The organism is Streptomyces sp. ISL-94, from assembly GCF_018614075.1.
Taxonomy (GTDB): domain Bacteria; phylum Actinomycetota; class Actinomycetes; order Streptomycetales; family Streptomycetaceae; genus Streptomyces.
This window is the reverse complement of the sequence record NZ_JAGGOZ010000068.1, coordinates 32,974-56,758: the sequence shown is the minus strand read 5'-3', so window position 1 is coordinate 56,758 and position 23,785 is coordinate 32,974. Positions and strand designations below refer to the sequence as shown.

Annotated in this window: 22 protein-coding genes and 2 tRNA genes; 10 read left to right on the top strand and 14 right to left on the bottom strand. The window is 69.4% G+C overall.

Annotated features, from left to right (window positions below; genetic code table 11):
* Positions 1 to 54 precede the first annotated feature (54 nt).
* Positions 55 to 1,248, bottom strand: a complete 1,194-nt coding sequence (locus J7E94_RS21590) for a peptidogalycan biosysnthesis protein (RefSeq protein WP_215017891.1) — start codon at positions 1,246 to 1,248, stop codon at positions 55 to 57.
* A gap of 167 nt (positions 1,249 to 1,415) precedes the next feature.
* Positions 1,416 to 1,562 (bottom strand): hypothetical protein, encoded by a 147-nt coding sequence (locus J7E94_RS21585; protein ID WP_215017888.1) that lies wholly within the window; start codon positions 1,560 to 1,562, stop codon positions 1,416 to 1,418.
* Between the two features lie 148 nt (positions 1,563 to 1,710).
* On the opposite strand from J7E94_RS21585, the gene J7E94_RS21580 reads away from it, so the two are divergent.
* Together J7E94_RS21580 and J7E94_RS21575 are read left to right on the top strand one after the other, a co-directional pair.
* Positions 1,711 to 2,787: a hypothetical protein gene (locus tag J7E94_RS21580; RefSeq protein ID WP_215017886.1), complete on the top strand. Its 1,077-nt coding sequence runs from the start codon at positions 1,711 to 1,713 to the stop codon at positions 2,785 to 2,787.
* A gap of 76 nt (positions 2,788 to 2,863) precedes the next feature.
* Entirely contained in the window at positions 2,864 to 3,388 is a 525-nt protein-coding gene (locus J7E94_RS21575) for a GNAT family N-acetyltransferase (RefSeq protein WP_215017884.1), read from the top strand.
* A 55-nt stretch (positions 3,389 to 3,443) separates the two neighbouring features.
* On the opposite strand, the gene J7E94_RS21570 is transcribed toward J7E94_RS21575, so the two are convergent.
* A tRNA-Ala gene (locus tag J7E94_RS21570) sits at positions 3,444 to 3,516 on the bottom strand.
* A gap of 162 nt (positions 3,517 to 3,678) precedes the next feature.
* Here J7E94_RS21570 and J7E94_RS21565 point away from each other — a divergent pair.
* Together J7E94_RS21565 and J7E94_RS21560 are read left to right on the top strand one after the other, a co-directional pair.
* Positions 3,679 to 4,227 carry a DNA-binding protein gene (locus J7E94_RS21565; protein ID WP_215017882.1) on the top strand — a complete coding sequence of 183 codons (549 nt, stop codon included), beginning with the start codon at positions 3,679 to 3,681 and terminating at the stop codon, positions 4,225 to 4,227.
* Positions 4,228 to 4,271: 44 nt separating this feature from the next.
* Entirely contained in the window at positions 4,272 to 5,579 is a 1,308-nt protein-coding gene (locus J7E94_RS21560; RefSeq protein WP_215017880.1) for a serine/threonine-protein kinase, read from the top strand.
* Here the strand turns inward: J7E94_RS21560 and J7E94_RS21555 are convergent.
* The 11 genes from J7E94_RS21555 to dnaA form a co-directional block, all read right to left on the bottom strand.
* Entirely contained in the window at positions 5,566 to 6,885 is a 1,320-nt protein-coding gene (locus J7E94_RS21555) for a hypothetical protein (protein ID WP_251057015.1), read from the bottom strand. The two genes, J7E94_RS21560 and J7E94_RS21555, sit on opposite strands and share 14 nt — an antisense overlap.
* A gap of 130 nt (positions 6,886 to 7,015) precedes the next feature.
* Positions 7,016 to 7,150: a DLW-39 family protein gene (locus J7E94_RS21550; RefSeq protein WP_208809277.1), complete on the bottom strand. Its 135-nt coding sequence runs from the start codon at positions 7,148 to 7,150 to the stop codon at positions 7,016 to 7,018.
* Positions 7,151 to 7,295: 145 nt separating this feature from the next.
* Positions 7,296 to 7,369: transfer RNA gene (locus J7E94_RS21545), tRNA-Ile, on the bottom strand.
* Between the two features lie 83 nt (positions 7,370 to 7,452).
* Positions 7,453 to 8,088, bottom strand: a complete 636-nt coding sequence (locus J7E94_RS21540; RefSeq protein ID WP_215017875.1) for a DUF3566 domain-containing protein — start codon at positions 8,086 to 8,088, stop codon at positions 7,453 to 7,455.
* A gap of 3 nt (positions 8,089 to 8,091) precedes the next feature.
* On the bottom strand, positions 8,092 to 10,686 hold the full coding sequence (gyrA, locus tag J7E94_RS21535) for a DNA gyrase subunit A (RefSeq protein WP_215017873.1): 2,595 nt from the start codon (positions 10,684 to 10,686) through the stop codon (positions 8,092 to 8,094).
* Positions 10,687 to 10,727: 41 nt separating this feature from the next.
* A complete protein-coding gene (gene gyrB / locus J7E94_RS21530; protein ID WP_215017903.1) occupies positions 10,728 to 12,749 on the bottom strand; it encodes a DNA topoisomerase (ATP-hydrolyzing) subunit B in 2,022 nt (673 codons plus the stop codon).
* A 589-nt stretch (positions 12,750 to 13,338) separates the two neighbouring features.
* Positions 13,339 to 13,836 carry a DUF721 domain-containing protein gene (locus J7E94_RS21525; protein ID WP_374224481.1) on the bottom strand — a complete coding sequence of 166 codons (498 nt, stop codon included), beginning with the start codon at positions 13,834 to 13,836 and terminating at the stop codon, positions 13,339 to 13,341.
* A 38-nt stretch (positions 13,837 to 13,874) separates the two neighbouring features.
* On the bottom strand, positions 13,875 to 15,011 hold the full coding sequence (gene recF / locus J7E94_RS21520) for a DNA replication/repair protein RecF (protein WP_215017869.1): 1,137 nt from the start codon (positions 15,009 to 15,011) through the stop codon (positions 13,875 to 13,877).
* Positions 15,012 to 15,083: 72 nt separating this feature from the next.
* Positions 15,084 to 15,959, bottom strand: a complete 876-nt coding sequence (gene gnd, locus J7E94_RS21515) for a phosphogluconate dehydrogenase (NAD(+)-dependent, decarboxylating) (RefSeq protein ID WP_215017867.1) — start codon at positions 15,957 to 15,959, stop codon at positions 15,084 to 15,086.
* A gap of 218 nt (positions 15,960 to 16,177) precedes the next feature.
* The gene (gene dnaN, locus J7E94_RS21510; protein ID WP_215017865.1) at positions 16,178 to 17,308 is read right to left on the bottom strand and encodes a DNA polymerase III subunit beta; all 1,131 of its coding nucleotides are present in this window, start codon (positions 17,306 to 17,308) and stop codon (positions 16,178 to 16,180) included.
* A gap of 861 nt (positions 17,309 to 18,169) precedes the next feature.
* Positions 18,170 to 19,969, bottom strand: coding sequence for a chromosomal replication initiator protein DnaA (dnaA, locus tag J7E94_RS21505; protein WP_215017863.1), 1,800 nt, complete (start codon positions 19,967 to 19,969; stop codon positions 18,170 to 18,172).
* Positions 19,970 to 20,324: 355 nt separating this feature from the next.
* On the opposite strand from dnaA, the gene rpmH reads away from it, so the two are divergent.
* The 6 genes from rpmH to rsmG all read left to right on the top strand — a co-directional run bounded on the left by rpmH (position 20,325) and on the right by rsmG (position 23,587).
* Positions 20,325 to 20,462, top strand: a complete 138-nt coding sequence (gene rpmH, locus J7E94_RS21500; protein ID WP_008741645.1) for a 50S ribosomal protein L34 — start codon at positions 20,325 to 20,327, stop codon at positions 20,460 to 20,462.
* Positions 20,463 to 20,483: 21 nt separating this feature from the next.
* Complete coding sequence (rnpA, locus tag J7E94_RS21495) at positions 20,484 to 20,858, top strand: ribonuclease P protein component (RefSeq protein WP_215017860.1); 375 nt, start codon at positions 20,484 to 20,486, stop codon at positions 20,856 to 20,858.
* Entirely contained in the window at positions 20,855 to 21,136 is a 282-nt protein-coding gene (yidD, locus tag J7E94_RS21490; protein ID WP_215017859.1) for a membrane protein insertion efficiency factor YidD, read from the top strand. Before rnpA ends, yidD begins: the two co-directional genes overlap by 4 nt.
* Positions 21,137 to 21,139: 3 nt before the next feature.
* A complete protein-coding gene (gene yidC / locus J7E94_RS21485) occupies positions 21,140 to 22,243 on the top strand; it encodes a membrane protein insertase YidC (RefSeq protein ID WP_215017857.1) in 1,104 nt (367 codons plus the stop codon).
* Between the two features lie 15 nt (positions 22,244 to 22,258).
* Positions 22,259 to 22,771, top strand: a complete 513-nt coding sequence (locus J7E94_RS21480) for a R3H domain-containing nucleic acid-binding protein (RefSeq protein ID WP_215017855.1) — start codon at positions 22,259 to 22,261, stop codon at positions 22,769 to 22,771.
* Positions 22,772 to 22,846: 75 nt separating this feature from the next.
* Positions 22,847 to 23,587 (top strand): 16S rRNA (guanine(527)-N(7))-methyltransferase RsmG, encoded by a 741-nt coding sequence (gene rsmG, locus J7E94_RS21475; RefSeq protein WP_215017853.1) that lies wholly within the window; start codon positions 22,847 to 22,849, stop codon positions 23,585 to 23,587.
* Positions 23,588 to 23,785: the final 198 nt, after the last annotated feature.

Genomic DNA, 23,785 nt, shown 5'->3' with positions numbered 1-23,785 from the left:
GGTGGGGCGGTGGGGCGGTGGCCGTCCGGGGTCAGTCCGGAGTCAGTTCGGGGGTCAGCAGAAGGGCGCGTAGAGGTCGTGCTCCAGCGCCTTGGAGACCGCCGGGGAGATGGCGGAGAGCCGGCTCAACTCGGCGGCGTTGTAGGCGCGGACCTCGTCGTCCCGGCCGAGCAGAACGCTCCGCTCCGACAGGTCGAGGAGCCACAGCGGGCGGAGCCGCGCACCGCGCAGCGCCTTGGCGTCGGCGGATTCGATTCCCGGGGCCAGCCACCGCAGGCCATTCTCGGCGGCTATGCGGACGGCGGCGTAGTACACCAGGTTGAAATACTCCGCGGCACCACGGATCAACCGTTCGTAGTCGAAGCCGACCGCGCGGACGAACAGCGTGTCGCCGTGGATATAGAAGAGGCAGAAACCCACCGGAGGCTCGCCGGAGCGGGCGCAGAAGAGCACCTGCGCCTTGGCTCCCATGGCGGCGCCCTGAAGCCGGAAGGACTCGCTCAGCACATGCAAGTCGTAGGAATGCCCGTATCGCTTCTGCGTGCCGGCGAGCAAATCCGCGGCCTGCCTGTAGCAGTCCTCAAGCGGTTCCCGAGTGATCTCGTAGCCCGCCGCGGCGAAGGCCTTGACCTCCTGCTTGACGGAGTCCCTGCGGCCCTTCGAGGGGAGCCGGCGCAGCCACTCCGGCCACCCTCCCTCGGGGATGGAGACCCAGGCGTCCGTCGTCAGGAGGACCGGCGCCGTCCGTACGCCGGCCGCGCGGAGGGCCTGGACGTCGGGGGTGCCGACGAAGCTCGCGACGCACGGCAGGGGTTCCTTCGCCCCCGCAGGACCGCCGAAGGCGCCGTCGAGCAGTTCACTTCCGGCCAGTTCGGCGGCCAGCGAGCGGACCCCGTCGAGCAGGGCCGGCGCCGCCCTGTCCGCGGTGGCTCCGCCCGGGGTGAGCAGGTGGGTCTGGTAGCCGCGGCGCTGGCCGACGAGCAGGCCGGCCGCGTCGGGTGCGGGCAGGCCCCGTGCCGTGAGCTGGGTGTTCCACTGGTAGAAGGGGTTGGGCTCCTCCGCGACGGCGGTGACGCTGACGGCCGCGCCGGCCGCGTGCACCGCACCGGTGGCCGTCCGGCCGCCGATGTCGGTGGCGCAGAACCGCAGCCAGTCGTATGAGGAGTAGAGCCGGTTTCCGGCCAGGGCGTCCCAGTCCTCAGGGGGCAGGCCGCCGCTGACGCCGTCGAAGGCGGCCAGGGCGCTCACGGTCTGTCTCCCCCACCGAGAAGCCGAGGTCCAGATCTTGAAAGACCCTCGACTTTGTCCAGATACTGGGACAGACTTCCCCACGCGATCGAGCAGAAACCCTTATTCATCTCCCCGTCACTTTCTCGAGCCGGACTCTGTTATTCCCCTCCGTTGCGGACCGGGAGCTAGTGCCAAATGATGTCGTCTGCACCGGTCGTGTCCGTCGCATCCGCGCCCGTCGGAACCGCGGCGGAGGCGGGGGATGCGGCGAAGCCGAGGCCACCGATGGAAAAGAGCGAAATGAGCGACAGTGCGACGAACTTGAGCTTCACGGACGAACCCCTTTTAGTCTGCTGTAGCTTTCGGCCCCCGTTTCCGGCCGCTGGAGCAACCGTGCCGGACTTGACGTACTGCGCGCCAGGGAAACCCTGGTGACGAGAAGTGGTAAGTGACTAGCACTCACCCGCGAAGGGTACGAAGATGCACAAATCCACCTCGGAGGTAAGTGGCACCCCGCCCCTCGGAGACCTGCACGTCGCCCTCTACCAATGGGCACTCGAGCAGGGCCGCCTGGACCCGGCCAAGGCCGCCATGCGCATGGGCGTGCCGCTGGCCGACGTCGACTCGGCCGTGCGGGACTTGACCCAACTCCACTTGCTACGACCGGAGTGGGTCGATCCGCAGCAGCCCGAGGACGCCGCCGGCCCGGCCGGCCGGGACCACCTCCACAGCCCCGACGCCCCCGGCTACCTGCCCGCGAGCCCGGACGCGGCGGCGGCCCACCTGGTCGGCCCGATCGAGGCCGAGATCCAGAAGCGCCACCGGGAGGCCGAGCGCCTGCGCAACCATGTAATGACCATGAAGTCGGTATTCGAGGAATCCTGGCAGAGTCATTTCATGCGGAATCCCATCGAGCACCTCACTCTCCTGGACACCGTCCGCTCCACTCTGGAGCGGCTTTCCGCCGGTACCCGGGCGGAGGTCGCGGCCGCACATCCCCGGCTTCCCCCTCAAGAAGCACTGGAGGAGGGATTGGCGCGAACGGCGGAGGTAATAGACCGCGGAATTGTGATGCGAACGCTCTATCCGCATTCCGTACTGGCCCATCAATACATGCAGCAGCACCTGACGAAAATGGTGGCTCTCGGGGCGCAGGTCCGGACTATCGGTCACATCCCGGACCGCATTATTTTCTTCGACGGGGAGACCGCCATCATCGCGGACCGCCGCAATTCCGGGGGCGAGGCCGCCATAGCCATTCGCGACCCCTCGCTGGTCGACCACCTCTACCGGGCGTGGGAGAGCACCTGGGACTCGGCCCGCCCCTTCACCTCGGCGCCGAGCGGCGTCGGCTACGGCTCCGCCAAGGACGAGCTGCGGCGCTCCATCGTCCGGCTGCTGGAGTCGGGGATGAAGGACGAGATGGCGGCCCGCAGGCTCTCCATGTCCACCAGCACCTACCGCCGGCACGTCACGGACCTGATGAACGAGCTGGGCGCGGAGAGCCGCTTCCAGGCCGGCAGCTACGCCCGCCGCTGCGGCTGGCTCGACGGCTGACGGGAGGGCCGTGCACACCCCCCTGCCCGCGTTTGCTCAGGTCAGGGGGGAAGAGCCGGCTGTTATCGTCCGCACCATGCCCGACCTCATCACGCCCACCCCCCGCCTGCACGCCTCCTGGCTCGCCGCCCGCGCCGAATGGGGCGACGACGCGCACATCGACGGGGCCGGACTCGGCTCCGACGACGAGGTGGAGAGCCCCGTGGGGTTCGCGGCCTGGGTGGAGCGGCTCCACCGGTACGCCGACCGCACGGTGCCGGTCGAGCAGGGCCGGGTGCACGCGACGTACTGGTGGATCGCGGAGGGCGACACCTACCTCGGCGCCATCGACCTGCGCCACCACCTGAACGCCTTCCTCCTCGACGCGGGCGGCCACATCGGCTACAGCGTCCGCCCCTCGGCCCGCGGGCGCGGCCTGGCCACCTGGGCGCTGGGTGCGGTACTCCACGAGGCGCGCATCATGGGGATGGACCGGGTCCTGCTGACCTGCGATCCGGACAACACCGCGTCGGTGCGCACGATCGAGCGGAACGGCGGCGTGCTCGAGGACGTCCGCGACACCCTCATCGGGCCCAAGCGCCGCTACTGGATCGACCTCTGAGACCGCGCAAAAACCCCTCTGCCCCGCGTTTCCGCAGTTCAGAGGGGTTCACCTGTGGAGCCTAGGAGATTCGAACTCCTGACATCTGCCTTGCAAAGGCAGCGCTCTACCAACTGAGCTAAGGCCCCGTGGATCCGGGCACGCCTGTCCCCCGTGCGGGGAGCGGCCGTTCCGCAGAACAGAGTACCGGGTGTACCCCCTCATCTCGCAAAATGATAGGGACTCCCGCCCCGCGACCACTCTCCGTAAGATGCTCGCGAGGTTCGCACCAGCGAAGGGGAGTACGAAGAGTGGACGCAGTACAACAAGAGGCCACGGCCAGAGCCAGAGAGCTTCAGCGCAGCTGGTACGGGGAGCCCCTGGGCGCGCTCTTCCGCCGGCTCATAGATGACCTCGGCTTGAACCAGGCCCGCCTCGCTGCCGTCCTCGGACTGTCGGCGCCCATGCTGTCCCAGCTGATGAGCGGCCAGCGCGCCAAGATCGGCAACCCGGCCGTGGTGCAGCGGGTCCAGGCCCTCCAGGACCTCGCCGGCCAGGTGGCCGACGGGAGCGTCAGCGCGGGGGAGGCCACCGACCGGATGGACGAGATCAAGAAGTCCCAGGGAGGCTCCGTCCTCAGCAACAGCGGCCAGACCGCCACCGGCTCGGGCGCTCCCACCGTCAAGCGGGTCGTCCGTGAGATCCAGTCGCTGCTGCGCTCGGTCTCCGCGGCCGGCGACATCATCGACGCGGCGAACACCCTCGCCCCCAGCCACCCGGAACTGGCAGAGTTCCTCCGGGTGTACGGCGCGGGCCGCACCGCCGAAGCGGTCGCCCATTACGAGGCCCACCAGAACTGACACGCACGACGACGGACAACGGGTGACGGGGGACGGGCACAGCAATGGGTGAGGTTTTCGCCGGTCGGTACGAGTTGATCGACCCGATCGGGCGCGGTGGCGCCGGCGCCGTGTGGCGTGCCTGGGACCACCGTCGCCGCCGTTACGTGGCGGCGAAGGTCCTCCTCCAGAGCGACGCCCACACACTCCTGAGGTTCGTACGGGAGCAGGCGCTGCGGATCGATCACCCGCACGTACTGGCCCCCGCCAGCTGGGCGGCCGACGACGACAAGGTCCTGTTCACCATGGACCTGGTCAGCGGCGGCTCGCTCGGCCACGTGATCGGGGACTACGGCCCTCTCCCGCCGCGCTTCGTCTGCACCCTGCTGGACCAGCTCCTGTCGGGGCTGGCGGCGGTGCACGCGGAAGGTGTCGTCCACCGCGACATCAAACCGGCCAACATCCTGATGGAGGCCACCGGGACCGGGCGGCCGCACCTGCGGCTGTCCGACTTCGGGATCTCCATGCGCAAGGGCGAGCCCCGGCTGACCGAGACCAACTACGTGGTCGGCACACCCGGTTACTTCGCCCCCGAGCAACTGCTGGGCGCCGAGCCCGACTTCCCCGCCGACCTCTTCGCCGTCGGGCTGGTCGCCCTGTACCTCCTCCAGGGCCGCAAGCCCGACTCCCAGGCCCTCGTCGAGCACTTCCTCGCCCACGGCACCCCCGGCGCCCCCGAGGGCGTTCCCACGCCGCTGTGGGACGTCATCGCCGGCTTGCTCCTGCCTGATCCCCAGAGCCGGTTCAAGACGGCCACAGGGGCGCGCAAGGCCCTTGCCGAGGCCGTGGAGCTGCTGCCCCCGCCCGCGCCGGACGAGGGTGTGGTGGAGGTGTTCGACCAACTCGGCCCGCTCCCGCCCGGCTTCGACCCCCAGGGGCCGCTGACGGCCGCCGCGGGCCCGGCGGGCGGCACTGCGGCGCCCACGGCCGCCACGGCTCCGCCGGGCGGTTCCCCCTCCGCCTCCGCCTCCACGACGGTGGCGGTGTCGGCGGAGCCCACCCGCACCGATCCCCGCGGCACGGCCGGCACGGTGACGGCTCCCGGGTACGGCGCACCGGCGGCCCCGGCCGGCGCGCCCGCCCCGTACGCGGCGGTCCCGGCCCAGGTGCCCTCGTACGGGCCTGCGTACGGGCCCTCGCAGACCGGCAGCTTCCACCTGCCGCCGCCCGTCGTGACCGGCCCTGCGACCTCGGCGCTCCCGACGGCCCGCGGCGGCGGGCCGGCCCCGCCGCCCCGGAAGGTCACGGCCGGGATCCTCGCCGCGGCGCTGCTCTGCTTCGCCGTCGGCGTCTGGGCCCTCAGCCGGCTGTAGCCCCGCGGCCCCGCCGGGCCAGCAGGATCCAGCCGCCCAGCACGAGCAGCAGCAGCGTCCCGGTGCCGAACCCGGCGCCCGCCACCACCCGCATCGCGGAGTGCTTCCCGGCGGCCTGCGCGGCCTCCGGGGCGGTGAGCCCCTCCTTGGCCGCGGCCCGATCCGCGTCCCCGACCCCGAAGCCGCCCGCGGCCAGACTCTCCGTGTACGCGGGCGCCTTGGCCGGGGTGCCGGTGACCTCCATGCGCAGGGTCAGCGGCACGGGAGTCGCGTCCTCGGTGAACTCGGCGACCTTCGCGCCCATGGTCACGGCGATGTAGTACCAGCCGGCGATCCCCACGGGCTGTACGTCGGGATCGCTCGCGTAGCGGTTCTCGTAGGCCACCGGCGGGGTCTTCTCCAGCGTGATCCCGGCCTGCTTCCCGTCGTAGGAGGTGTCCTCGGCCATGACCGGATCCCGGTAGGGGCTGTAGAGCGAGACCACGAGCCCGCCCGAGGCGGCGCCGAACTGCTTGGTCATCTTGGCCTTGGCCAGCTCCGCGCTGAGGCCCAGCTGCTGTCCCCAGTCCAGCGGCACCCGGTAGAACCGGGTCTGCCCGGGCCGCAGCTCGTCCCGCCACACCCCGGCGTCCACCGCCCGGGCGTCATTGAAGCCGGTCCCGCCGGTGCGGCCCACCGCCTCGGTGCCGGGCAGGGCGGCCGGGGTCCCCGAGGGCCAGGCGCTGGGCGCGGCGGTCGGGCCGCCGGGGCCGCGGCCGGGCTCGCGCTGGACCCGCAGTTCGAGCGGCCAGGGGCTCGGGTCGGAGCCCTTGGCCGACGTACGGGTCACCTTGGCGTAGTAGACGCCGGCCGGGGCGCAGTCGTGGTCCTCCACGCCCCACCGGACGCCGGCGGCGCTGACAAGCGCCGGGTTGTAGCCGAGGCTGGAGCTGCCGGCGCTGCCCGGACAGGACGTCCCGGCGGTGTTCATGATCTCCACCGCGATGCCGTCGCCGTACGAGACCTTGGCACCCGGCGCGGGCCGGGCCACGGCGGAGACGTACACGTTGGACTGGTCCTTCTTCAGGACGAGCCGGTACACGCGCTCTCCGGGCGCCAGCGTGTCCTCGTAGATGTTCCCCGCCTCCAGCAGCGGGGCGTCCGCCGTGGAGGGCTGGCCCTCGACCGCCTTCGCGCCCTTCGCCGCGCGGTACGTCGGCACCGGCTGCGGCGCCTGCTCCCCGGCGTGCGCCGCTCCGGGCAGCGCGGCGGCCGCCAGCCCGAGGGCCGCCGCCCCCGCGAGCGCAGTTCTCCGTACCCGACCCATCACGCCCACCCCGAGTCCCCGAGTTTGCCAGCGCAAGCCAAATCTTTGCATAACGTAGTTTTTGTCACAGAACAGCACAAAGCCCCGACCGCAGCGGCAGCCGGGGCTCCATGTGATCAACCTTCGGGTCTCACACGCCGGAACCAGAGGGCACGGAGTCAGTTGCCTCCGTCCACAGGTCCTGCTCGGCGCGGTCCGCCTGGATCTGGCGGTACACGAGGAGCCCGCCGATGGCGGCCAGTGCGACCAGGAGCAGCTTCTTCACCGCGCGACCTCGTCTTTCGTTGACGTAGGGGACTTCTGGCGGCCAACAATACACACCGACCGATACCGATCGGTGACCTGGCGAGCCACCAACTGGCCCAACGACAAAGACCCCCAGGCCTTGGGCCTGGGGGTCTTCGACACTGTGGGGCTAACAGGATTTGAACCTGTGGCCTCATCCTTATCAGGGATGCGCTCTAACCAACTGAGCTATAGCCCCATCCGCGCTGCGCGCTGACTCCTGAAGGTTAGCGCACAGACCCGGGAGGTCCAAAATCCGTTCCCGCCGAGCGTCTGCGCAGGTCACTCGTCCTCGGCGAGCGTCAGCTCCACCCCGCCGACGAACCCCGCCGACAGGTTGTAGATGAACGCGCCGAGCGTGGCCAGAGCCGTCGCCAGCACCACGTCGATGACCGCGATGACCGACGTGAAGATCAGAACGCGCGGCAGCGACAGGAACGACTGGAGGTCGAAGCCGTTGCTCTCGTTCGAGCCGGTCGCCTCGCTGATCGTGCCGCCGACGGTCGAGAAGACGCCCATCGCGTCCATGACCATCCACAGCACCACCGCCGCCACGATCGTGCAGACGCCCAGCGCGATCGACAGCAGGAAGCTGACCTTCATCACCGACCACGGGTCGGCCTTGGCCACCCGCAGCCGTGCCTTGCGCGTCCTGGGGGTCATACGGGCCCCCGTACGCGGCTTGCGCTGCCCGGCACCCTGCCCGCCGCCCCGTGGCGCCCCTGGGCCCGAGGGCGCCGAGTAGGCCTGCGGCGGGTGGTACGGCTGCGCGGGCGGCTGCGCCTGCTGTCCTCGGGTATCCGTCACGATCCTCCCCCTGCCTTCGGCGGGGGCACCCCCACCCTGGGAGTCCGCGGCGGGGCCACGGGCACCGTTCTCTCCAGTCTCGGCCGGTCCGGCGCCCGTGGCTCCACTCACGACTTACTCCTCGTGCTCCCCAGCCGAAGGCTCCGTGCCCTCGGCGGCCTCGGCGGCCTGTCCTTCGGCTGCCTCGATCTCGTCGATCTCGTCAGCTTCCTGACCGGCCTCGGCATTGCGGGCGATGCCGACTACGGCATCGCGCTTGCCCAGGTTGATCAGCTGGACGCCCATGGTGTCACGGCCGGTCTCCCTGACTTCGTTGACGCGCGTACGAATCACACCACCGCTGAGCGTGATGGCGAGAATCTCGTCCGTTTCGTCCACCACCAGCGCCCCGACGAGGGACCCGCGGTCCTCCACGATCTTGGCGGCCTTGATGCCCAGACCGCCGCGACCCTGGACGCGGTACTCGTCGACCGGCGTCCGCTTGGCGTAGCCGCCGTCGGTCGCGGTGAAGACGAACGTACCCGGCCTCACCACGCTCATGGAGAGCAGTTCGTCACCTCCGCGGAAACTCATGCCCTTCACGCCCGAGGTCGCACGGCCCATCGGGCGCAGCGCGTCGTCGGTCGCCGTGAAGCGGATCGACTGCGCCTTCTTGCTGATCAGCAGCAGGTCGTCGGCGGCGGACACCAGCTCCGCGCCGATCAGCTCGTCATCGCTGCCGTCCTCGGTCTCCCGCAGGTTGATGGCGATGACACCACCCGAACGGGGCGAGTCGTAGTCCTTGAGCGCCGTCTTCTTCACCAGGCCGCCCTTGGTGGCCAGGATCAGGTAGGGCGCCGCCTCGTAGTCGCGGATCGCGAGGATCTGGGCGATCTTCTCGTCCGGCTGGAAGGCCAGCAGGTTCGCCACGTGCTGCCCGCGCGCGTCACGGCCGGCGTCGGGGAGCTCGTACGCCTTGGACCGGTAGACCCGGCCCTTGTTCGTGAAGAACAGCAGCCAGTGGTGCGTGGTGGAGACGAAGAAGTGGTCGACCAGGTCGTCCTGCTTCAGCTTCGTGCCGCGCACGCCCTTGCCGCCGCGCTTCTGCGAGCGGTAGTCCTCGGTCTTGGTGCGCTTGACGTAGCCGCCGTGCGTGATCGTGACGACGATGTCCTCTTCGGCGATCAGGTCCTCCATGGACATGTCGCCGTCGAACGGCACCAGCTTCGACCGCCGGTCGTCGCCGAACTTCTCGACGATCGCCGCGAGTTCCTCGCTGACGATCTGGCGCTGACGCTCTTCCGAGGCCAGGATCGCGTTGTACTCGTTGATCTTGGCCTGGAGCTCGTCGTGCTCGGCGACGATCTTCTGCCGCTCCAGGGCCGCGAGGCGGCGGAGCTGCATCTCCAGGATCGCGTTCGCCTGGATCTCGTCGATCTCCAGCAGGCCCATCAGGCCCTCGCGCGCGATCTCGACGGTGTTGCTGCGCCGGATGAGCGCGATGACCTCGTCGATCGCGTCCAGGGCCTTGAGCAGACCGCGCAGGATGTGGGCGCGCTCCTCCGCCTTGCGCAGGCGGAAGCGCGTGCGCCGGACGATGACCTCGATCTGGTGCGTCACCCAGTGGCGGATGAACGCGTCGACCGACAGCGTGCGCGGCACGCCGTCCACCAGCGCCAGCATGTTCGCGCCGAAGTTCGTCTGCAGATCGGTGTGCTTGTACAGGTTGTTCAGCACGACCTTGGCGACGGCGTCGCGCTTGAGCACGATCACCAGGCGCTGGCCGGTCCGCGACGAGGTCTCGTCACGGACGTCGGCGATGCCGCCGATCTTGCCGTCCTTCACCAGGTCGGCGATCTTCTGCGCGAGGTTGTCCGGGTTGGTCTGGTACGGGAGCTCCGTGACCACCAGGCACTGGCGGTTCTGGATCTCCTCGACCTCCACCACCGCGCGCATCGTGATGGAGCCGCGACCGGTGCGGTACGCCTCCTCGATGCCCTTGCGGCCCACGACCAGGGCGCCCGACGGGAAGTCCGGGCCCTTGATCCGCTCCAGCAGCGCGTCCAGGAGCTCCTCGTGCGAGGCCTCCGGGTGCTCCAGCGCCCACTGCGCGCCGGCCGCGACCTCGCGCAGGTTGTGCGGCGGGATGTTGGTGGCCATGCCGACCGCGATACCGGCGCTGCCGTTGACCAGCAGGTTCGGGAAGCGCGCCGGCAGGACCGTCGGCTCCTGGTTGCGGCCGTCGTAGTTGTCCGTGAAGTCGACGGTCTCCTCGTCGATGTCCCGGAGCATCTCCATGGCCTGCGGCATCAGCTTGCACTCGGTGTAGCGCATCGCGGCCGCCGGGTCGTTGCCCGGAGAGCCGAAGTTGCCGTTCGAGTCCACCAGCGGCATGCGCATCGACCACGTCTGGGCCAGGCGGACCAGGGCGTCGTAGATCGAGGAGTCACCGTGCGGGTGGTAGGTGCCCATGACGTCGCCGACGACGCGGGCGCACTTGTAGAAGCCCTTCTCGGGCCGGTAGCCGCCGTCGTACATCGCGTACAGCACACGGCGGTGCACCGGCTTGAGGCCGTCCCGCACGTCGGGCAGCGCACGCGAGACGATGACGGACATCGCGTAGTCGAGGTAGGAGCGCTGCATCTCCGTCTCGAGCCCGACGGGCTCGATGCGCAGCACGGGCTGCTCCTCCGCGGGGTTCTCTGCGGTGGGGGTGGTTTCGTCGGCCATTGCTGGTCAGAAGTCCTTTCAGGCGGTCAGCGGAGACCGACTCAGATGTCGAGGAAGCGGACGTCCTTGGCGTTGCGCTGGATGAAGGAGCGCCGCGCCTCGACGTCCTCGCCCATCAGCACCGAGAACAGGTCGTCGGCCTGCGCCGCGTCGTCCAGCGTGACCTGGCCGAGGACACGGTGGTCCACGTCCATGGTGGTGACGCGCAGCTCCTCGGCGTTCATCTCGCCCAGACCCTTGAAGCGCTGGATCGAGTCTTCCTTGATCCGCTTGCCGTTCTGCTTGCCGAGCTCGACCAGGGCATCGCGCTCGCGGTCCGAGTACGCGTACTCGAAGTCGTCCCGGCCCCACTTGATCTTGTAGAGCGGCGGGCGCGAGAGGTAGACGTGACCGGCCTCGACCAGCGGCCGCATGAAGCGGAAGAGGAAGGTCAGCAGCAGGGTGTTGATGTGCTGGCCGTCGACGTCGGCGTCCGCCATCAGGATGATCTTGTGATAGCGGAGCTTCTCGATGTCGAAGTCCTCGTGCACGCCGGTGCCGAAGGCGCTGATCAGCGCCTGGACCTCGGTGTTCTGGAGGATCTTGTCGATACGGGCCTTCTCGACGTTCAGGATCTTGCCGCGGATCGGCAGGATGGCCTGGTACATCGGGTTGCGGCCGGACTTCGCGGAACCGCCGGCGGAGTCACCCTCGACGATGAAGATCTCGCACTGGGTGGGGTCGTTCGACTGGCAGTCGGACAGCTTGCCCGGCAGCGAAGCGCTCTCCAGCAGGCCCTTGCGGCGGGTCAGGTCGCGCGCCTTGCGGGCCGCGACGCGCGCCGTGGCCGCCTGGATCGACTTGCGGATGATGTCCGCGGCCTCGACCGGGTTGCGGTCGAACCAGTCGTTGAGGTGCTCGTGGACGACCTTCTGCACGAAGGTCTTGGCCTCCGTGTTGCCCAGCTTGGTCTTCGTCTGGCCCTCGAACTGCGGCTCGCCCAGCTTGATCGAGATGATCGCCGTCAGACCCTCGCGGATGTCCTCGCCCGCAAGGTTGTCGTCCTTCTCGCGGAGGAACTTCTTCTCTCGCGCGTAGCGGTTGACCAGGCCGGTCAGCGCCGCGCGGAAGCCCTCTTCGTGGGTGCCGCCCTCGTGCGTGTGGATCGTGTTCGCGAAGGAGTAGACCCCCTCCGTGTACTGCGAGTTCCACTGCATCGCGATCTCGACCGAGAGCATGCGCTCCTTGTCCTCGGCCTCGACGTCGATGACGGTCGGGTGGATCAGCTCGCCCTTGCGCGAGTTGAGGTACTTCACGAAGTCGACGATGCCGCCCTCGTAGTGGTACTTCACCGTCCGCGCCACGGGCTCGGCCGCCTCCGCGTCCGGGTCGTCGGCGCCGACGGTGGCCTTCGCGGACTCGCGCTCGTCGGTCAGCGTCAGGGTCAGGCCCTTGTTGAGGAAGGCCATCTCCTGGAAGCGCCGCGACAGCGTCTCGAAGGAGTACTCGGTGGTCTCGAAGATGTCCGGGTCGGCCCAGAACGTGACCGTCGTACCGGACTCGTCGGTCTCCTCGTTCCGCTGCAGCGCGGCCGTCGGGACACCCAGCTTGTAATCCTGGGTCCAGCGGTATCCGTCACGCCGGACCTCGACCGCGACCCTGGTCGACAGGGCGTTCACGACGGACACGCCCACACCGTGCAGACCACCGGAGACGGCGTAGCCACCGCCGCCGAACTTGCCGCCCGCGTGCAGGACGGTCAGGACGACCTCGACAGCCGGCTTGCCCTCGGACGGCACGATGTCGACCGGGATGCCGCGACCGTTGTCGACCACCCTGACGCCGCCGTCGGCGAGGATCGTGACGTCGATGGTGTCCGCGTGCCCGGCCATGGCCTCGTCGACGGAGTTGTCGACGACCTCCTGGACGAGGTGGTGCAGACCTCGCTCACCGGTCGAGCCGATGTACATGCCGGGCCGCTTGCGGACCGCGTCCAGGCCCTCGAGGACCTGGATCGCACTGGCGTCGTAATTCTTCTCGTTGGAGTCGCCGGAATCGGCCACGAAGCGCCCTTTCTGGCACAGCGCAGCCCGTACTCCGGACCAGCGTGTGCGCCGGAGGAGCGGCCGCGTCGATCTGCGTTGTCAGCGTGATCCCGCGAACGGGCGGGATTTCTTTCAGTCTACCGGTACCGCGGACATGAATGGGGGTTTGCCGGTACCTGAGTCCGCATGTGCCGCCCTGAACCGCCACTCTCCGACTCCCCATATCCGGGAAGGGGCTCAAAGAGGCTCACACGGGCATCCAGCCCTTCGGCCTGTCAACCTCCGACTACCGTGAGGGACACCACCTGACGCAGCCGGATACAACCGGGCCGAGCACCACCAGCCCTGTCGGCGTTCGAGACGCGGAACCTGGGCCAGAGCCCGGATCCCTGCCCGGGCCCAATCCAGCCCCGCCGGGCACTCTCAGCCTCGCCGGGCACTACCAGCCTCGCCGGGCACTACCAGCCTCGCCGGCGTTTGAGGCGCGGGGCCCGGGGCGGAGCCCCGAATCCTTGAGCCGCACCCACCCAGCACGGCCGACCACATCCAGCCCCGCCGGCGTTTGAGGCGCCGGGGTCCGGGGTGGAGCCCCGGGTCCCGGGGCAGCCGGGGGCGCCCCGGCACGGGCCTACCCGTACGTGTCCCCCGGCCCCGAACTCCCCGGCACCCGCCACGCCCCGTACGGCTTGGGCCGCCCCCCAGGCCCCCGCACCTGGATCATCCGCACCGTCCCCTGCCCCAGATCCGCGTTCAGCCGCGCCACCAGCTGCGGAGCCAACAGCTTCAGCTGCGCCGCCCACGCCGAAGAGTCACACCGCACGACGAGCTCGCGGTCCTCGTACCGCTCCGGTTCACAGTGCGCCGCGATCTCCGGCCCGACGATCTCCGGCCAGCGCTCCATCACGCCCGCCACCGCCATCGGCATCTCCCAGCCGCGCTCCGTGCGCAACCGGTCCAGCGCCGCCATCAACGGCATCGGATCACGGCCGTCCGCCCGCGCCCCCGACCTCAGCCCCGGCTGATGCTGCCGCTTCCGGCCGCCCGCCGCGTTCCCCCGGGCCCGCGCCTGCTCCCGCGCCGCGGCCAGCGCCTGCCGCGCCAGGTCCACCCCGGAAGCCTCCGGCACCTTCCCCGGTTCCTTCCCCTGGCCACCGCCCTGGTCGCTCACAGCCGCGTCACCTCACCGCCGGACACCCCGAACCGCACCCCCGCCAGCACACCCGGAACGTCATCGTCCACCGCCGCCGTCACCAGCACCTGCTCACCCGGAGCCACCAGCTCGGCCAGCCGCTCCCGGCGCCGCGCGTCCAGCTCCGCGAACACGTCGTCCAGGATCAGCACCGGCTCACTCCCCTCCGACCGCAGCAGCTCGTACGAGGCCAGCCGCAGGGCCAGCGCGTACGACCACGACTCCCCGTGGCTCGCGTACCCCTTGGCCGGCAGCTCGCCCAGGCGCAGCAGCAGGTCGTCACGGTGCGGCCCGACCAGGGTCACGCCCCGCTCGATCTCCTGCTTGCGCACCTCCGACAGGGCCGCCAGCAGCGCCTCGTAGATCGCCTCGCGACTGCGCGCCGCACCGCTGTCCACCGGCTCGCCCGCGGAGGACTTGTACGAGAGCCCCAACGGGCCGCCCCCGGGCGCGAGCTGCTCGTACGCCTTGTCCGCCAGCGGCAGCAGGGTCGCGATCAGGTCCAGCCGCTGCGCCAGCAGCTCCGCGCCCGCGCGCGCGAGGTGCTGGTCCCACACATCCAGGGTGGACAGGTCCATCGACCGCCCGCCGTGCCGGCGCGCCATCGCCGCCGACTTCAGCAGCGTGTTCCGCTGCTTCAGCACCCGCTCGTAGTCCGACCGGACCGCCGCCATCCGCGGCGACCGCGCCGTGACGAGCTCGTCCAGGAACCGGCGCCGCTCCCCCGGGTCCCCCTTCACCAGGGCCAGGTCCTCCGGCGCGAACAGCACCGTCCGTACGATCCCCAGCACATCCCGCGGCCTGACCTGCGAGGACCGGTTTATACGCGCCCGGTTCGCCCGCCCCGGATTCAGCTCCAGCTCGACCAGCTGCTGCCGCTCGCCCTGGGTGACGGCCGCGCGGATGATCGCCCGGTCCGCCCCCATCCGTACGAGGGGGGCGTCCGACGAGACCCGGTGGCTGCCCAGCGTCGCCAGGTAGCCGATCGCCTCGACGAGGTTCGTCTTGCCCTGGCCGTTGGGGCCCACGAAAGCCGTGACGCCCGGGTCGAGGGGAACCTCGGCCCGGGCGTACGAGCGGAAGTCGGCCAATGAGAGATGCGAAACATGCATACGGCGCCGACCTCCCCCGGCTTCCTGCTGCTGTGCTCTGTGGTGCTGTGCCGCGGTGGTACCGCGGTGGAACTACTTCTTCTCGACCGCGTGGCCGCCGAACTGGTTGCGCAGCGCGGCGATCATCTTCATCTGCGGGGAGTCCTCCTGGCGGGACGCGAACCGCGCGAAGAGCGAGGCCGTGATCGCGGGCAGCGGCACGGCGTTGTCGATCGCCGCCTCCACCGTCCAGCGGCCCTCGCCCGAGTCCTGGGCGAAGCCGCGCAGCTGCTGGAGGTGCTCGTCCTCGTCCAGCGCGTTCACGGCCAGGTCCAGCAGCCAGGAGCGGATGACCGTGCCCTCCTGCCAGGAGCGGAAGACCTCGCGGACGTCGGTGACCGAGTCCACCTTCTCCAGGAGCTCCCAGCCCTCGGCATAGGCCTGCATCATGGCGTACTCGATGCCGTTGTGGACCATCTTCGCGAAGTGGCCCGCGCCGACCTTGCCGGCGTGCACGGCGCCGAACTCGCCCTCGGGCTTGAGGGCGTCGAAGACCGGCTGGACCGCGGCGACGTGCTCCTTGTCGCCGCCGTACATGAGGGCGTAGCCGTTCTCGAGCCCCCACACGCCGCCGGAAACACCGCAGTCGACGAAGCCGATGCCCTTGGCCTTCAGCTCCTCGGCGTGCTTCTCGTCGTCGGTCCAGCGGGAGTTGCCGCCGTCGACGACGACGTCGCCGGGCGAGAGCAGCACCGCCAGCTCGTCGACGGTGGACTGCGTCGCCGCACCCGCCGGGACCATCACCCACACCACGCGGGGGGCCTGCAGGCTGTCCACAAGTTCCTGCAGGCTGTGGACATCGGCGAGGTCCGGGTTGCGGTCGTATCCGATGACGGTGTGGCCTGCGCGGCGGATGCGCTCGCGCATGTTGCCGCCCATCTTGCCGAGACCGACGAGACCAAGCTCCATCAGGTGGTTCCTTAAGCGTTGTGACCGTCTGTGCCGGGCTGCCCCTGACTTCCGGGGGCCGCCCAGGCTCCGAGCCTACGCCGGGCGGCCCCGGCCGGCCCCACGGGCGCTCCCGGGCGGCATACGGCCCGGGCGTACGGCGCGGGCGCCGCGCGCCGGCGGAAAAGCCGTCGGGCCCGGCCCGCAGCCTGCGAGACCGGGCCCGACGTACGAGGGCGTCAGCCGGACAGGCGCACCGGCATGATCAGGTACTTGTACGCCTCGTCGGCTTCGGCGTCGACGGCCGGGCGGCCGCTGAGCAGCGCCGGCTTGGTGGACGTGGTGAAGCTCAGCTGGGCGGCGGGCGAGTCGATCGCGCTCAGGCCGTCGAGCAGGAAGGTCGGGTTGAAGGCGATCGAGATGTCGTCGCCCTCCAGCTTGGCGTCCACACGTTCCACAGCCTGTGCATCGTCGCTGGAGCCGGCTTCCAGGATGAGCACGCCCTGCTCGAAGCTGAGCCGGACCGGAGTGTTGCGCTCGGCGACGAGGGCCACGCGCTTGACGGCCTCGACGAACGGGGCGGTCTCGATCACGGCGATGGAGTTGAACTCCGTCGGGAAGAGCGTGCGGTACTTCGGCAGGTCGCCCTCGAGGAGGCGGGTGGTGGTGCGGCGGCCCGCGCCCTCGAAGCCGATGAGGCCCTCACCGGCACCGGAGCCCGACAGCGCCAGGGTGACGGTGTCACCGCTGGTCAGGGCCTTGGCGGTGTCCAGGAGCGTCTTCGCGGGCACCAGGGCCACGGCGGAGGCGTCCGGGTTCTCCGGCTTCCACAGGAACTCGCGGACCGCGAAGCGGTAGCGGTCGGTGGAGGCGAGGGTGACGCGGTCGCCCTCGATCTCGATGCGGACACCGGTCAGCACGGGCAGCGTGTCGTCGCGGCCGGCGGCGATGGCGACCTGGGCGGCGGCGGAGGCGAAGACCTCACCGGACACGGTGCCGGTCGCGGTCGGCATCTGCGGCAGCGCCGGGTATTCCTCCACAGGCAGGGTGTGGAGTGTGAACCGGGAGGAGCCGCAGACCACGACCGCCCGTACACCGTCTGTGGAAATCTCCACCGGGCGGTTGGGGAGGGCGCGGCAGATGTCGGCGAGTAGCCGGCCGGAGACGAGGACGGTGCCGTCCTCCTCGACGTCCGCCTCGACGGAGACCCGGGCCGAGACCTCGTAGTCGAAGCCGGAGAGGCTCAGCGTGCCGTTCTCGGCCTTGAGCAGCAGGCCCGCGAGAACGGGCACCGGCGGCCGGGCCGGGAGGCTACGGGCAGCCCAGGCCACCGCCTCCGCGAGTACGTCGCGCTCCACCCGGATCTTCACCGGAACCGCCTCCTGCTGTTGCTCGCTCGTCTGCCGGCTTTCGTCGTCGGCTCGATGCCTCGATCGATGCCGGGGACCAGTCTGACGTACGGCGCCGACAGTCGTGGCTGCCGGCGGTCAAGTCGGGAGCGAGGCGCCGGGGCGGCCGAGCGACGAGTTGTGCACAGGACCTGCTTGAAAACCGAAACCGGCCTCACTCTCCTTGGGGGTAGTAGTAGGGCCTGTGGAAACGGTGGATAAGCCCGTTCTCGCAGGTCACCCCGCGTTTTTTATCCCCACACCCTGTGGGTGGCACCGGTGGACAACACGGTGCCTCTGTGGAGAACGAAAAGTTCTGCACAGGCCGTCCCCAGGAGACCCCGATTACTCCACAGGTGTGTCCCCAGCTTTCCCCCGGTACTCCACAGCCCAAACGTCCACCCTGGTGTGACGGCTTTCACTCCGGGCGGTGAGGAGGGGTGGCGCGTTGCCGAACAGTGGACAACGGTGTGGAGAAGAGATCGGATCCTGTGCACAGCGTCCGGGATCCTGTGGGTGGCCGGTGGACAACCCCGTGGACGGGCCTGTGGATGATTTCTCTGTCCACAGGCTGTGGATGACGGTCACGCACAATTCCACAGGGGGTTGACCTGCCCTGATGGTGCCTCACCCGGCAGCCCTGTGGACAGATTGTGGGTGACGGTCGCCGTCCCCAGGGTGTGGACGGAAGAAAGTCCGCGAATCTGTGGATGACGTGCTCCGCTGGGGGCGTATTCGAACAGGTCAGGGGCGCGCGCACGAAGAAGGGCGCCCCCGTGGTGACCCGGGAGCGCCCTCGACGAGCGTGTGAAGGGGCTCTGCGGAGGCTGCCCAGCCCCTGGCTCAGGCGTTCTTGATGCGGTTGGTGAGCTCCGTGACCTGGTTGTAGATGGAGCGCCGCTCGGCCATCAGCGCGCGGATCTTTCGGTCCGCGTGCATGACGGTGGTGTGGTCGCGGCCGCCGAACTGCGCCCCGATCTTGGGCAGCGAGAGGTCGGTGAGCTCCCGGCACAGGTACATGGCGATCTGCCGTGCGGTGACCAGGACCCGGCTGCGCGAGGAGCCGCACAGGTCGTCCACCGTGAGGCCGAAGTAGTCGGCAGTGGCCGCCATGATGTCGCCGGCGGTGATCTCGGGCGCACTGTCCTCGCCGCCCGGGATGAGGTTCTTGAGGACGTCCTCGGTCAGGCCCAGGTCGACCGGCTGCCGGTTGAGGCTCGCGAAGGCCGTGACCCGGATCAGCGCCCCCTCCAGCTCGCGGATGTTGCGCGAGATGCGGGAGGCGATGAACTCCAGTACCTCCGGCGGGGCGTTGAGCTGCTCCTGGACGGCCTTCTTGCGCAGGATCGCGATACGGGTCTCCAGCTCGGGCGGCTGGACGTCGGTGATCAGGCCCCACTCGAAGCGGTTGCGGAGCCGGTCCTCCAGGGTGACGAGCTGCTTGGGCGGCCGGTCGGAGGAGAGGACGATCTGCTTGTTGGCGTTGTGGAGCGTATTGAAGGTGTGGAAGAACTCCTCCTGCGTCGACTCCTTGCTCGCGAGGAACTGGATGTCGTCGACGAGCAGGATGTCCATCTCGCGGTAGCGCTTGCGGAACGCGTCGCCCTTGCCGTCGCGGATGGAGTTGATGAACTCGTTCGTGAACTCCTCGGAGCTCACGTACCGCACGCGGGTGCCGGGGTAGAGGCTCCGCGCGTAGTGCCCGATGGCGTGCAGCAGGTGCGTCTTGCCGAGACCCGACTCCCCATAGATGAAGAGGGGGTTGTACGCCTTCGCGGGCGCCTCGGCGACGGCCACCGCGGCGGCGTGCGCGAAGCGGTTGGAGGCGCCGATGACGAAGGTGTCGAACAGGTACTTGGGGTTCAGCCGGGCGGTCGGCTCGAGCGGGCCCGAGGTGGAGCCGCCGGACGGGGCCGGGGGCGCCGCGGGCCGGCCGGGGGCCTGGCGCGGCGAGGGCTGCTCGTATTGCTGCTGCTCGTACTTCTGCTGCTCGTACTTCTGCTGCTCGTACTGGTGCTGCTGGTGCGACTGCTGGGATTCGTACGGGGACGGCTCGTAGGAGCCCTGCTCGTAGCCGGAGGGCTCGGACTGCTGGAGGTAGCCCGGCTGCGGGGAGGCGTACGGGTCGCGCTCGGGGAAGCCGCCGAGGCGGGGCTGCTGCCAGCCGTAGTCGTCCTGCTGGCCGCCGCGGGGCCAGGCGCCGGGCTCGGGGCGCTGCTGCTGGTAGTCCGGGTAGGCGGGGCGGGCGGTGGGCAGCTGGTCGTCGGAAGGCCCGCCGGGTCCGCCCGGTCCGCCGCCGGGGCGCTGGCCGGCGTAGGGCTCGTAGGCGTCGCGCTGCTGGAGGGGCGGGGCGGGGGGCGCGGGCTCGCCGGCGGAGTCGTCCACGGTGATGGCGATCCGGATGGGGCGGCCGCATTCCCGGCTCAGCGCGTCGCTGATGAGGGGGGCGAGGCGGCCTTCGAGGACGCGCTTGCCCCATTCGTTGGGCACGGCCAGCAGCGCGGTGTCGGCGACGAGTGCCAGGGGCTGGCACCGCTCGACCCACTGCTTGTCCTTGGGTTCGATCCCCGGCTGTCCCTCCCCGAGGAGCTTTTCGAGCACCCTTGGCCACACTGCGGCAAGATCGGCAGGTACGTCAGCCACAGAGCACGCTCTCTCACAGGAGTCCCACGAATGTGTGGTTCTTTGGGACGGTCGGGACGAAAAATCCGGGATCAGTCAACGGTAGTCAGGCCAGCGGGTACGGTTCAAGTCGTTGTCCACAGCCTGTGCACAGTGTGGGGCAGCCCCGGCTCGGTTTGACCGGATGGCGTAGCCGCGCGTACCGTAACGAGGTCGAGTTGTCGATGGCTGCTGCCGCCTGCCTACCGATGGGCGAAGGTCACTTTTAGTGATCGTTTAGCGGTGCCACTCGGGCGAACACGCGAGTTTCCTCGTGGGCGCACGGTGACAGCCAGGCGATGTCCCGCCACAACGATTCATTCTCTGGAGCCCCCGAGTGAGCAAGCGCACCTTCCAGCCGAACAACCGCCGTCGTGCCAAGACCCACGGCTTCCGCCTGCGGATGCGTACCCGTGCCGGTCGCGCGATTCTCGCGAACCGCCGTGGCAAGGGCCGCGCCGCCCTTTCCGCGTAACCACACGCAGGTCGTGACGTCGTGCTGTCTCCCGAAAACCGGCTGAGGCGGCGCGAGGACTTCGCGAGCGCGGTACGCCGAGGGCGTCGGGCTGGTCGCCCGCTCCTCGTCGTCCACCTACGTACAAGCGGTGCAACGGACCCGCACGAGTCGGGGGAGATCGATCCCTCGACGCGTGCGGGTTTCGTCGTCAGCAAGGCTGTCGGCGGCGCCGTCGTCCGTAACCGGGTGAAGCGCCGTTTGCGCCATCTTGTCCGCGAGCGGCTGTCCCAGCTGCCCGCCGGTAGCCTGGTGGTGGTACGTGCGTTGCCCGGAGCGGGTGACGCCGGCCCCGACGAACTGGCCCGGGACCTGGACGCCGCTCTGATGCGGCTCCTGGGAGGCGCGGCTCGATGAAGTACCCGCTGCTCGCTTTGATCAAGCTGTACCAGTGGACGATCAGTCCGCTGCTCGGGCCGGTGTGCCGCTACTACCCGTCGTGTTCGCGCTACGGGTACACGGCCATCGACCGGCATGGTGCGGTGAAGGGGACGTTCCTGACCGCCTGGCGGATCCTGCGGTGCAATCCGTGGTCCCCGGGGGGTGTGGACCACGTCCCACCTCGTAAACGCCCGCGTTGGCACGAGCAGCTGCGCAGTGCGTTGCGTAGATCTCGCAATGCTCAAGGAGCCTGATTAGTGGACACGATTGCCAGTCTGTTCAGCTTTATCACCACACCCGTGTCGTGGGTCATCGTCCAGTTCCACAAGCTGTACGGGGCGATCTTCGGTGCGGACAGTGGGTGGGCCTGGGGCCTGTCCATCGTGTCCCTGGTGATTTTGATCCGTATCTGTCTGATCCCGCTCTTCGTGAAGCAGATCAAGGCGACGCGGGGCATGCAGGCGCTCCAGCCGAAGATGAAGGCGATCCAGGAGCGCTACAAGAACGACAAGCAGCGTCAGTCCGAAGAGATGATGAAGCTGTACAAGGAGACGGGTACCAACCCGCTCTCCTCGTGCCTTCCCATTCTGGCGCAGTCCCCGTTCTTCTTCGCGCTGTACCACGTGCTCTCGGCCATCGCCAGCGGCAAGACCATCGGCGTCATCAACCAGTCGCTGCTGGAGAGCGCCCGCCAGGCGCATATCTTCGGCGCCCCGCTGGCCGCCAAGTTCACGGACAGCGCCGACAAGGTCGCCGGCCTGAACGCCTCGATCACCGATGTGCGCGTCGTGACCGCCATCATGATCATCCTGATGTCGCTGTCGCAGTTCTACACCCAGCGTCAGCTGATGCAGAAGAACGTCGACCTGTCGGTCAAGACGCCGTTCATGCAGCAGCAGAAGATGCTGATGTACATCTTCCCGCTGATCTTCGCGGTCATGGGCATCAACTTCCCCGTGGGCGTTCTCGTCTACTGGCTGACCACGAACCTGTGGACCATGGGTCAGCAGATGTACGTGATCAACCAGAACCCGACGCCGGGAAGCAAGGCGCAGGACCAGTACCTGACCCGTCTGCTGAAGCACATCGGCTCGCACGGTGACGTGAAGGGCCGCTCCAAGAGGAAGATCGTCGCGGCGATCGTGGCCAAGGGCCCGGACCGCAACGACAACGAGCGCAAGTTCATCACCGCCCTGACCAAGCAGGGGATGGCCGCCCAGGCGGACGGCTCGGTGGTCAAGAGTTCCGAGGCCACGGCCGACGCGGACGCGGCGAGCGGCGGTGCCGCGAAGCGCCAGCAGCCGAAGCGGCAGCCGAAGTCGAAGCGCCAGACGCCCAGCAAGCCCTCTCCCAAGAAGTAAGAAGGAGTCCCTCCCGTGACGGAAGGCACCACCACCGCCGCCGCTGAGGGCGGCGACACCCTGACCCGCCTTGAGCAGGAGGGTGAGATCGCGGCCGACTACCTCGAGGGTCTGCTGGACATCGCCGACCTGGACGGCGACATCGACATGGACGTCGAGGCCGACCGGGCCGCGGTGTCGATCGTCAGTGATTCCGCCGGCCGTGACCTGCAGAAGCTCGTGGGCCGCGACGGCGAGGTCTTGGAGGCTCTCCAGGAGCTGACCCGCCTTGCCGTGCACCGGGAGACCGGGGACCGGAGCCGGCTGATGCTGGACATCGCCGGGTTCCGTGCGAAGAAGCGCGAGGAGCTGGCGGCGCTGGGTGCCAAGGCCGCCGAGGACGTGAAGGCGTCCGGCGAGCCGCTGAAGCTGGACCCGATGACGCCGTTCGAGCGCAAGGTCGTCCACGACGCCGTGGCGGCCGCGGGTCTGCGGAGCGAGTCCGAGGGTGAGGAGCCGCAGCGCTTCGTCGTTGTGCTTCCGGCCTGATCGGTAGCGCGCGTGTTCGGCCCCGTCTGTCTCGCAGACGGGGCCGATGTTTGTCAGCCTGGCATGTGAACAACCATGCGGTACGGAAGGACGGTCCCCGTGACGGAAGCAGCTGAGCTTCCCCCGGCGCCTGAAGAGGCGCGCGCCGTGTTCGGTGAGTATTTCCCGGAAGCTGTGCGGTACGCGGAGCTGCTGGCGGACGCGGGAGTCAAGCGGGGCCTGATCGGGCCGCGTGAGGTGCCGCGGCTGTGGGAGCGGCACCTGCTGAACTGCGCCGTGCTCTCGGAGGTGGTGCCCCAGGGCGTCACCGTGTGCGACGTGGGTTCGGGCGCGGGTCTGCCCGGTATCCCGCTGGCGCTGGTGCGTCGTGATCTCAAGATCACGCTGCTGGAGCCGCTGCTGCGGCGGACGAACTTCCTCCAGGAGGCCGTGGAGCTCTTGGGCCTCGACCACGTCACCGTGGTGCGCGGCCGGGCCGAGGAGGTACTCGGCAAGGTGCAGCCGGTGCACGTGGTGACGGCGCGGGCGGTGGCTCCGCTGGACCGGCTGGCCGGCTGGGGTGTGCCCCTGCTGCGCCCGTACGGGGAGATGCTGGCGCTGAAGGGCGACACCGCGGAGGAAGAGCTGGTGTCGGCCAAGACGGCGCTGGCCAAGCTCGGTGTGGTGAAGACCTCGGTGCTGCATGTGGGCGAGGGTGTCGTGGATCCGCTGGCGACGGTGGTGCGGGTCGAGGTCGGAGAGAGCCCCGGTGGGGTGAGATTCGCGGCCAAGCGGGCTAAGGCTGCCCGGGTGGGACGCACGCGAAGGCGCCGCTGAGCCTCCGGATTCTCGGAGTTGCAGAGGAGATTTGGCCTGTGTTGGGTCCTATAGGTATGGATTTCGGAGTGTCGTAGCGGCCGGAAGACTCCCTCCGGGCATCGTGTTTCACGTGAAACGTCGCTCTCTGCTGCACGGAATCATCAGCCGCGGTCGTGCGGCTGCGTCCCCCCGCCGCCCCAAGGATGTGAGGGGGAC

What these genes read in the sequence shown, in the direction of transcription:
- J7E94_RS21580 (WP_215017886.1), top strand. Translation starts at nt 1,711, where the DNA reads ATGCACAAATCCACCTCGGAGGTAAGTGGCACCCCGCCCCTCGGAGAC.
- J7E94_RS21575 (WP_215017884.1), top strand. Translation starts at nt 2,864, where the DNA reads ATGCCCGACCTCATCACGCCCACCCCCCGCCTGCACGCCTCCTGGCTC.
- J7E94_RS21560 (WP_215017880.1), top strand. Translation starts at nt 4,272, where the DNA reads ATGGGTGAGGTTTTCGCCGGTCGGTACGAGTTGATCGACCCGATCGGG.
- J7E94_RS21555 (WP_251057015.1), bottom strand. Translation starts at nt 6,885, where the DNA reads ATGGGTCGGGTACGGAGAACTGCGCTCGCGGGGGCGGCGGCCCTCGGG.
- gyrA (WP_215017873.1), bottom strand. Translation starts at nt 10,686, where the DNA reads ATGGCCGACGAAACCACCCCCACCGCAGAGAACCCCGCGGAGGAGCAG.
- recF (WP_215017869.1), bottom strand. Translation starts at nt 15,011, where the DNA reads ATGCATGTTTCGCATCTCTCATTGGCCGACTTCCGCTCGTACGCCCGG.
- gnd (WP_215017867.1), bottom strand. Translation starts at nt 15,959, where the DNA reads ATGGAGCTTGGTCTCGTCGGTCTCGGCAAGATGGGCGGCAACATGCGC.
- yidD (WP_215017859.1), top strand. Translation starts at nt 20,855, where the DNA reads ATGAAGTACCCGCTGCTCGCTTTGATCAAGCTGTACCAGTGGACGATC.
- rsmG (WP_215017853.1), top strand. Translation starts at nt 22,847, where the DNA reads ATGCGGTACGGAAGGACGGTCCCCGTGACGGAAGCAGCTGAGCTTCCC.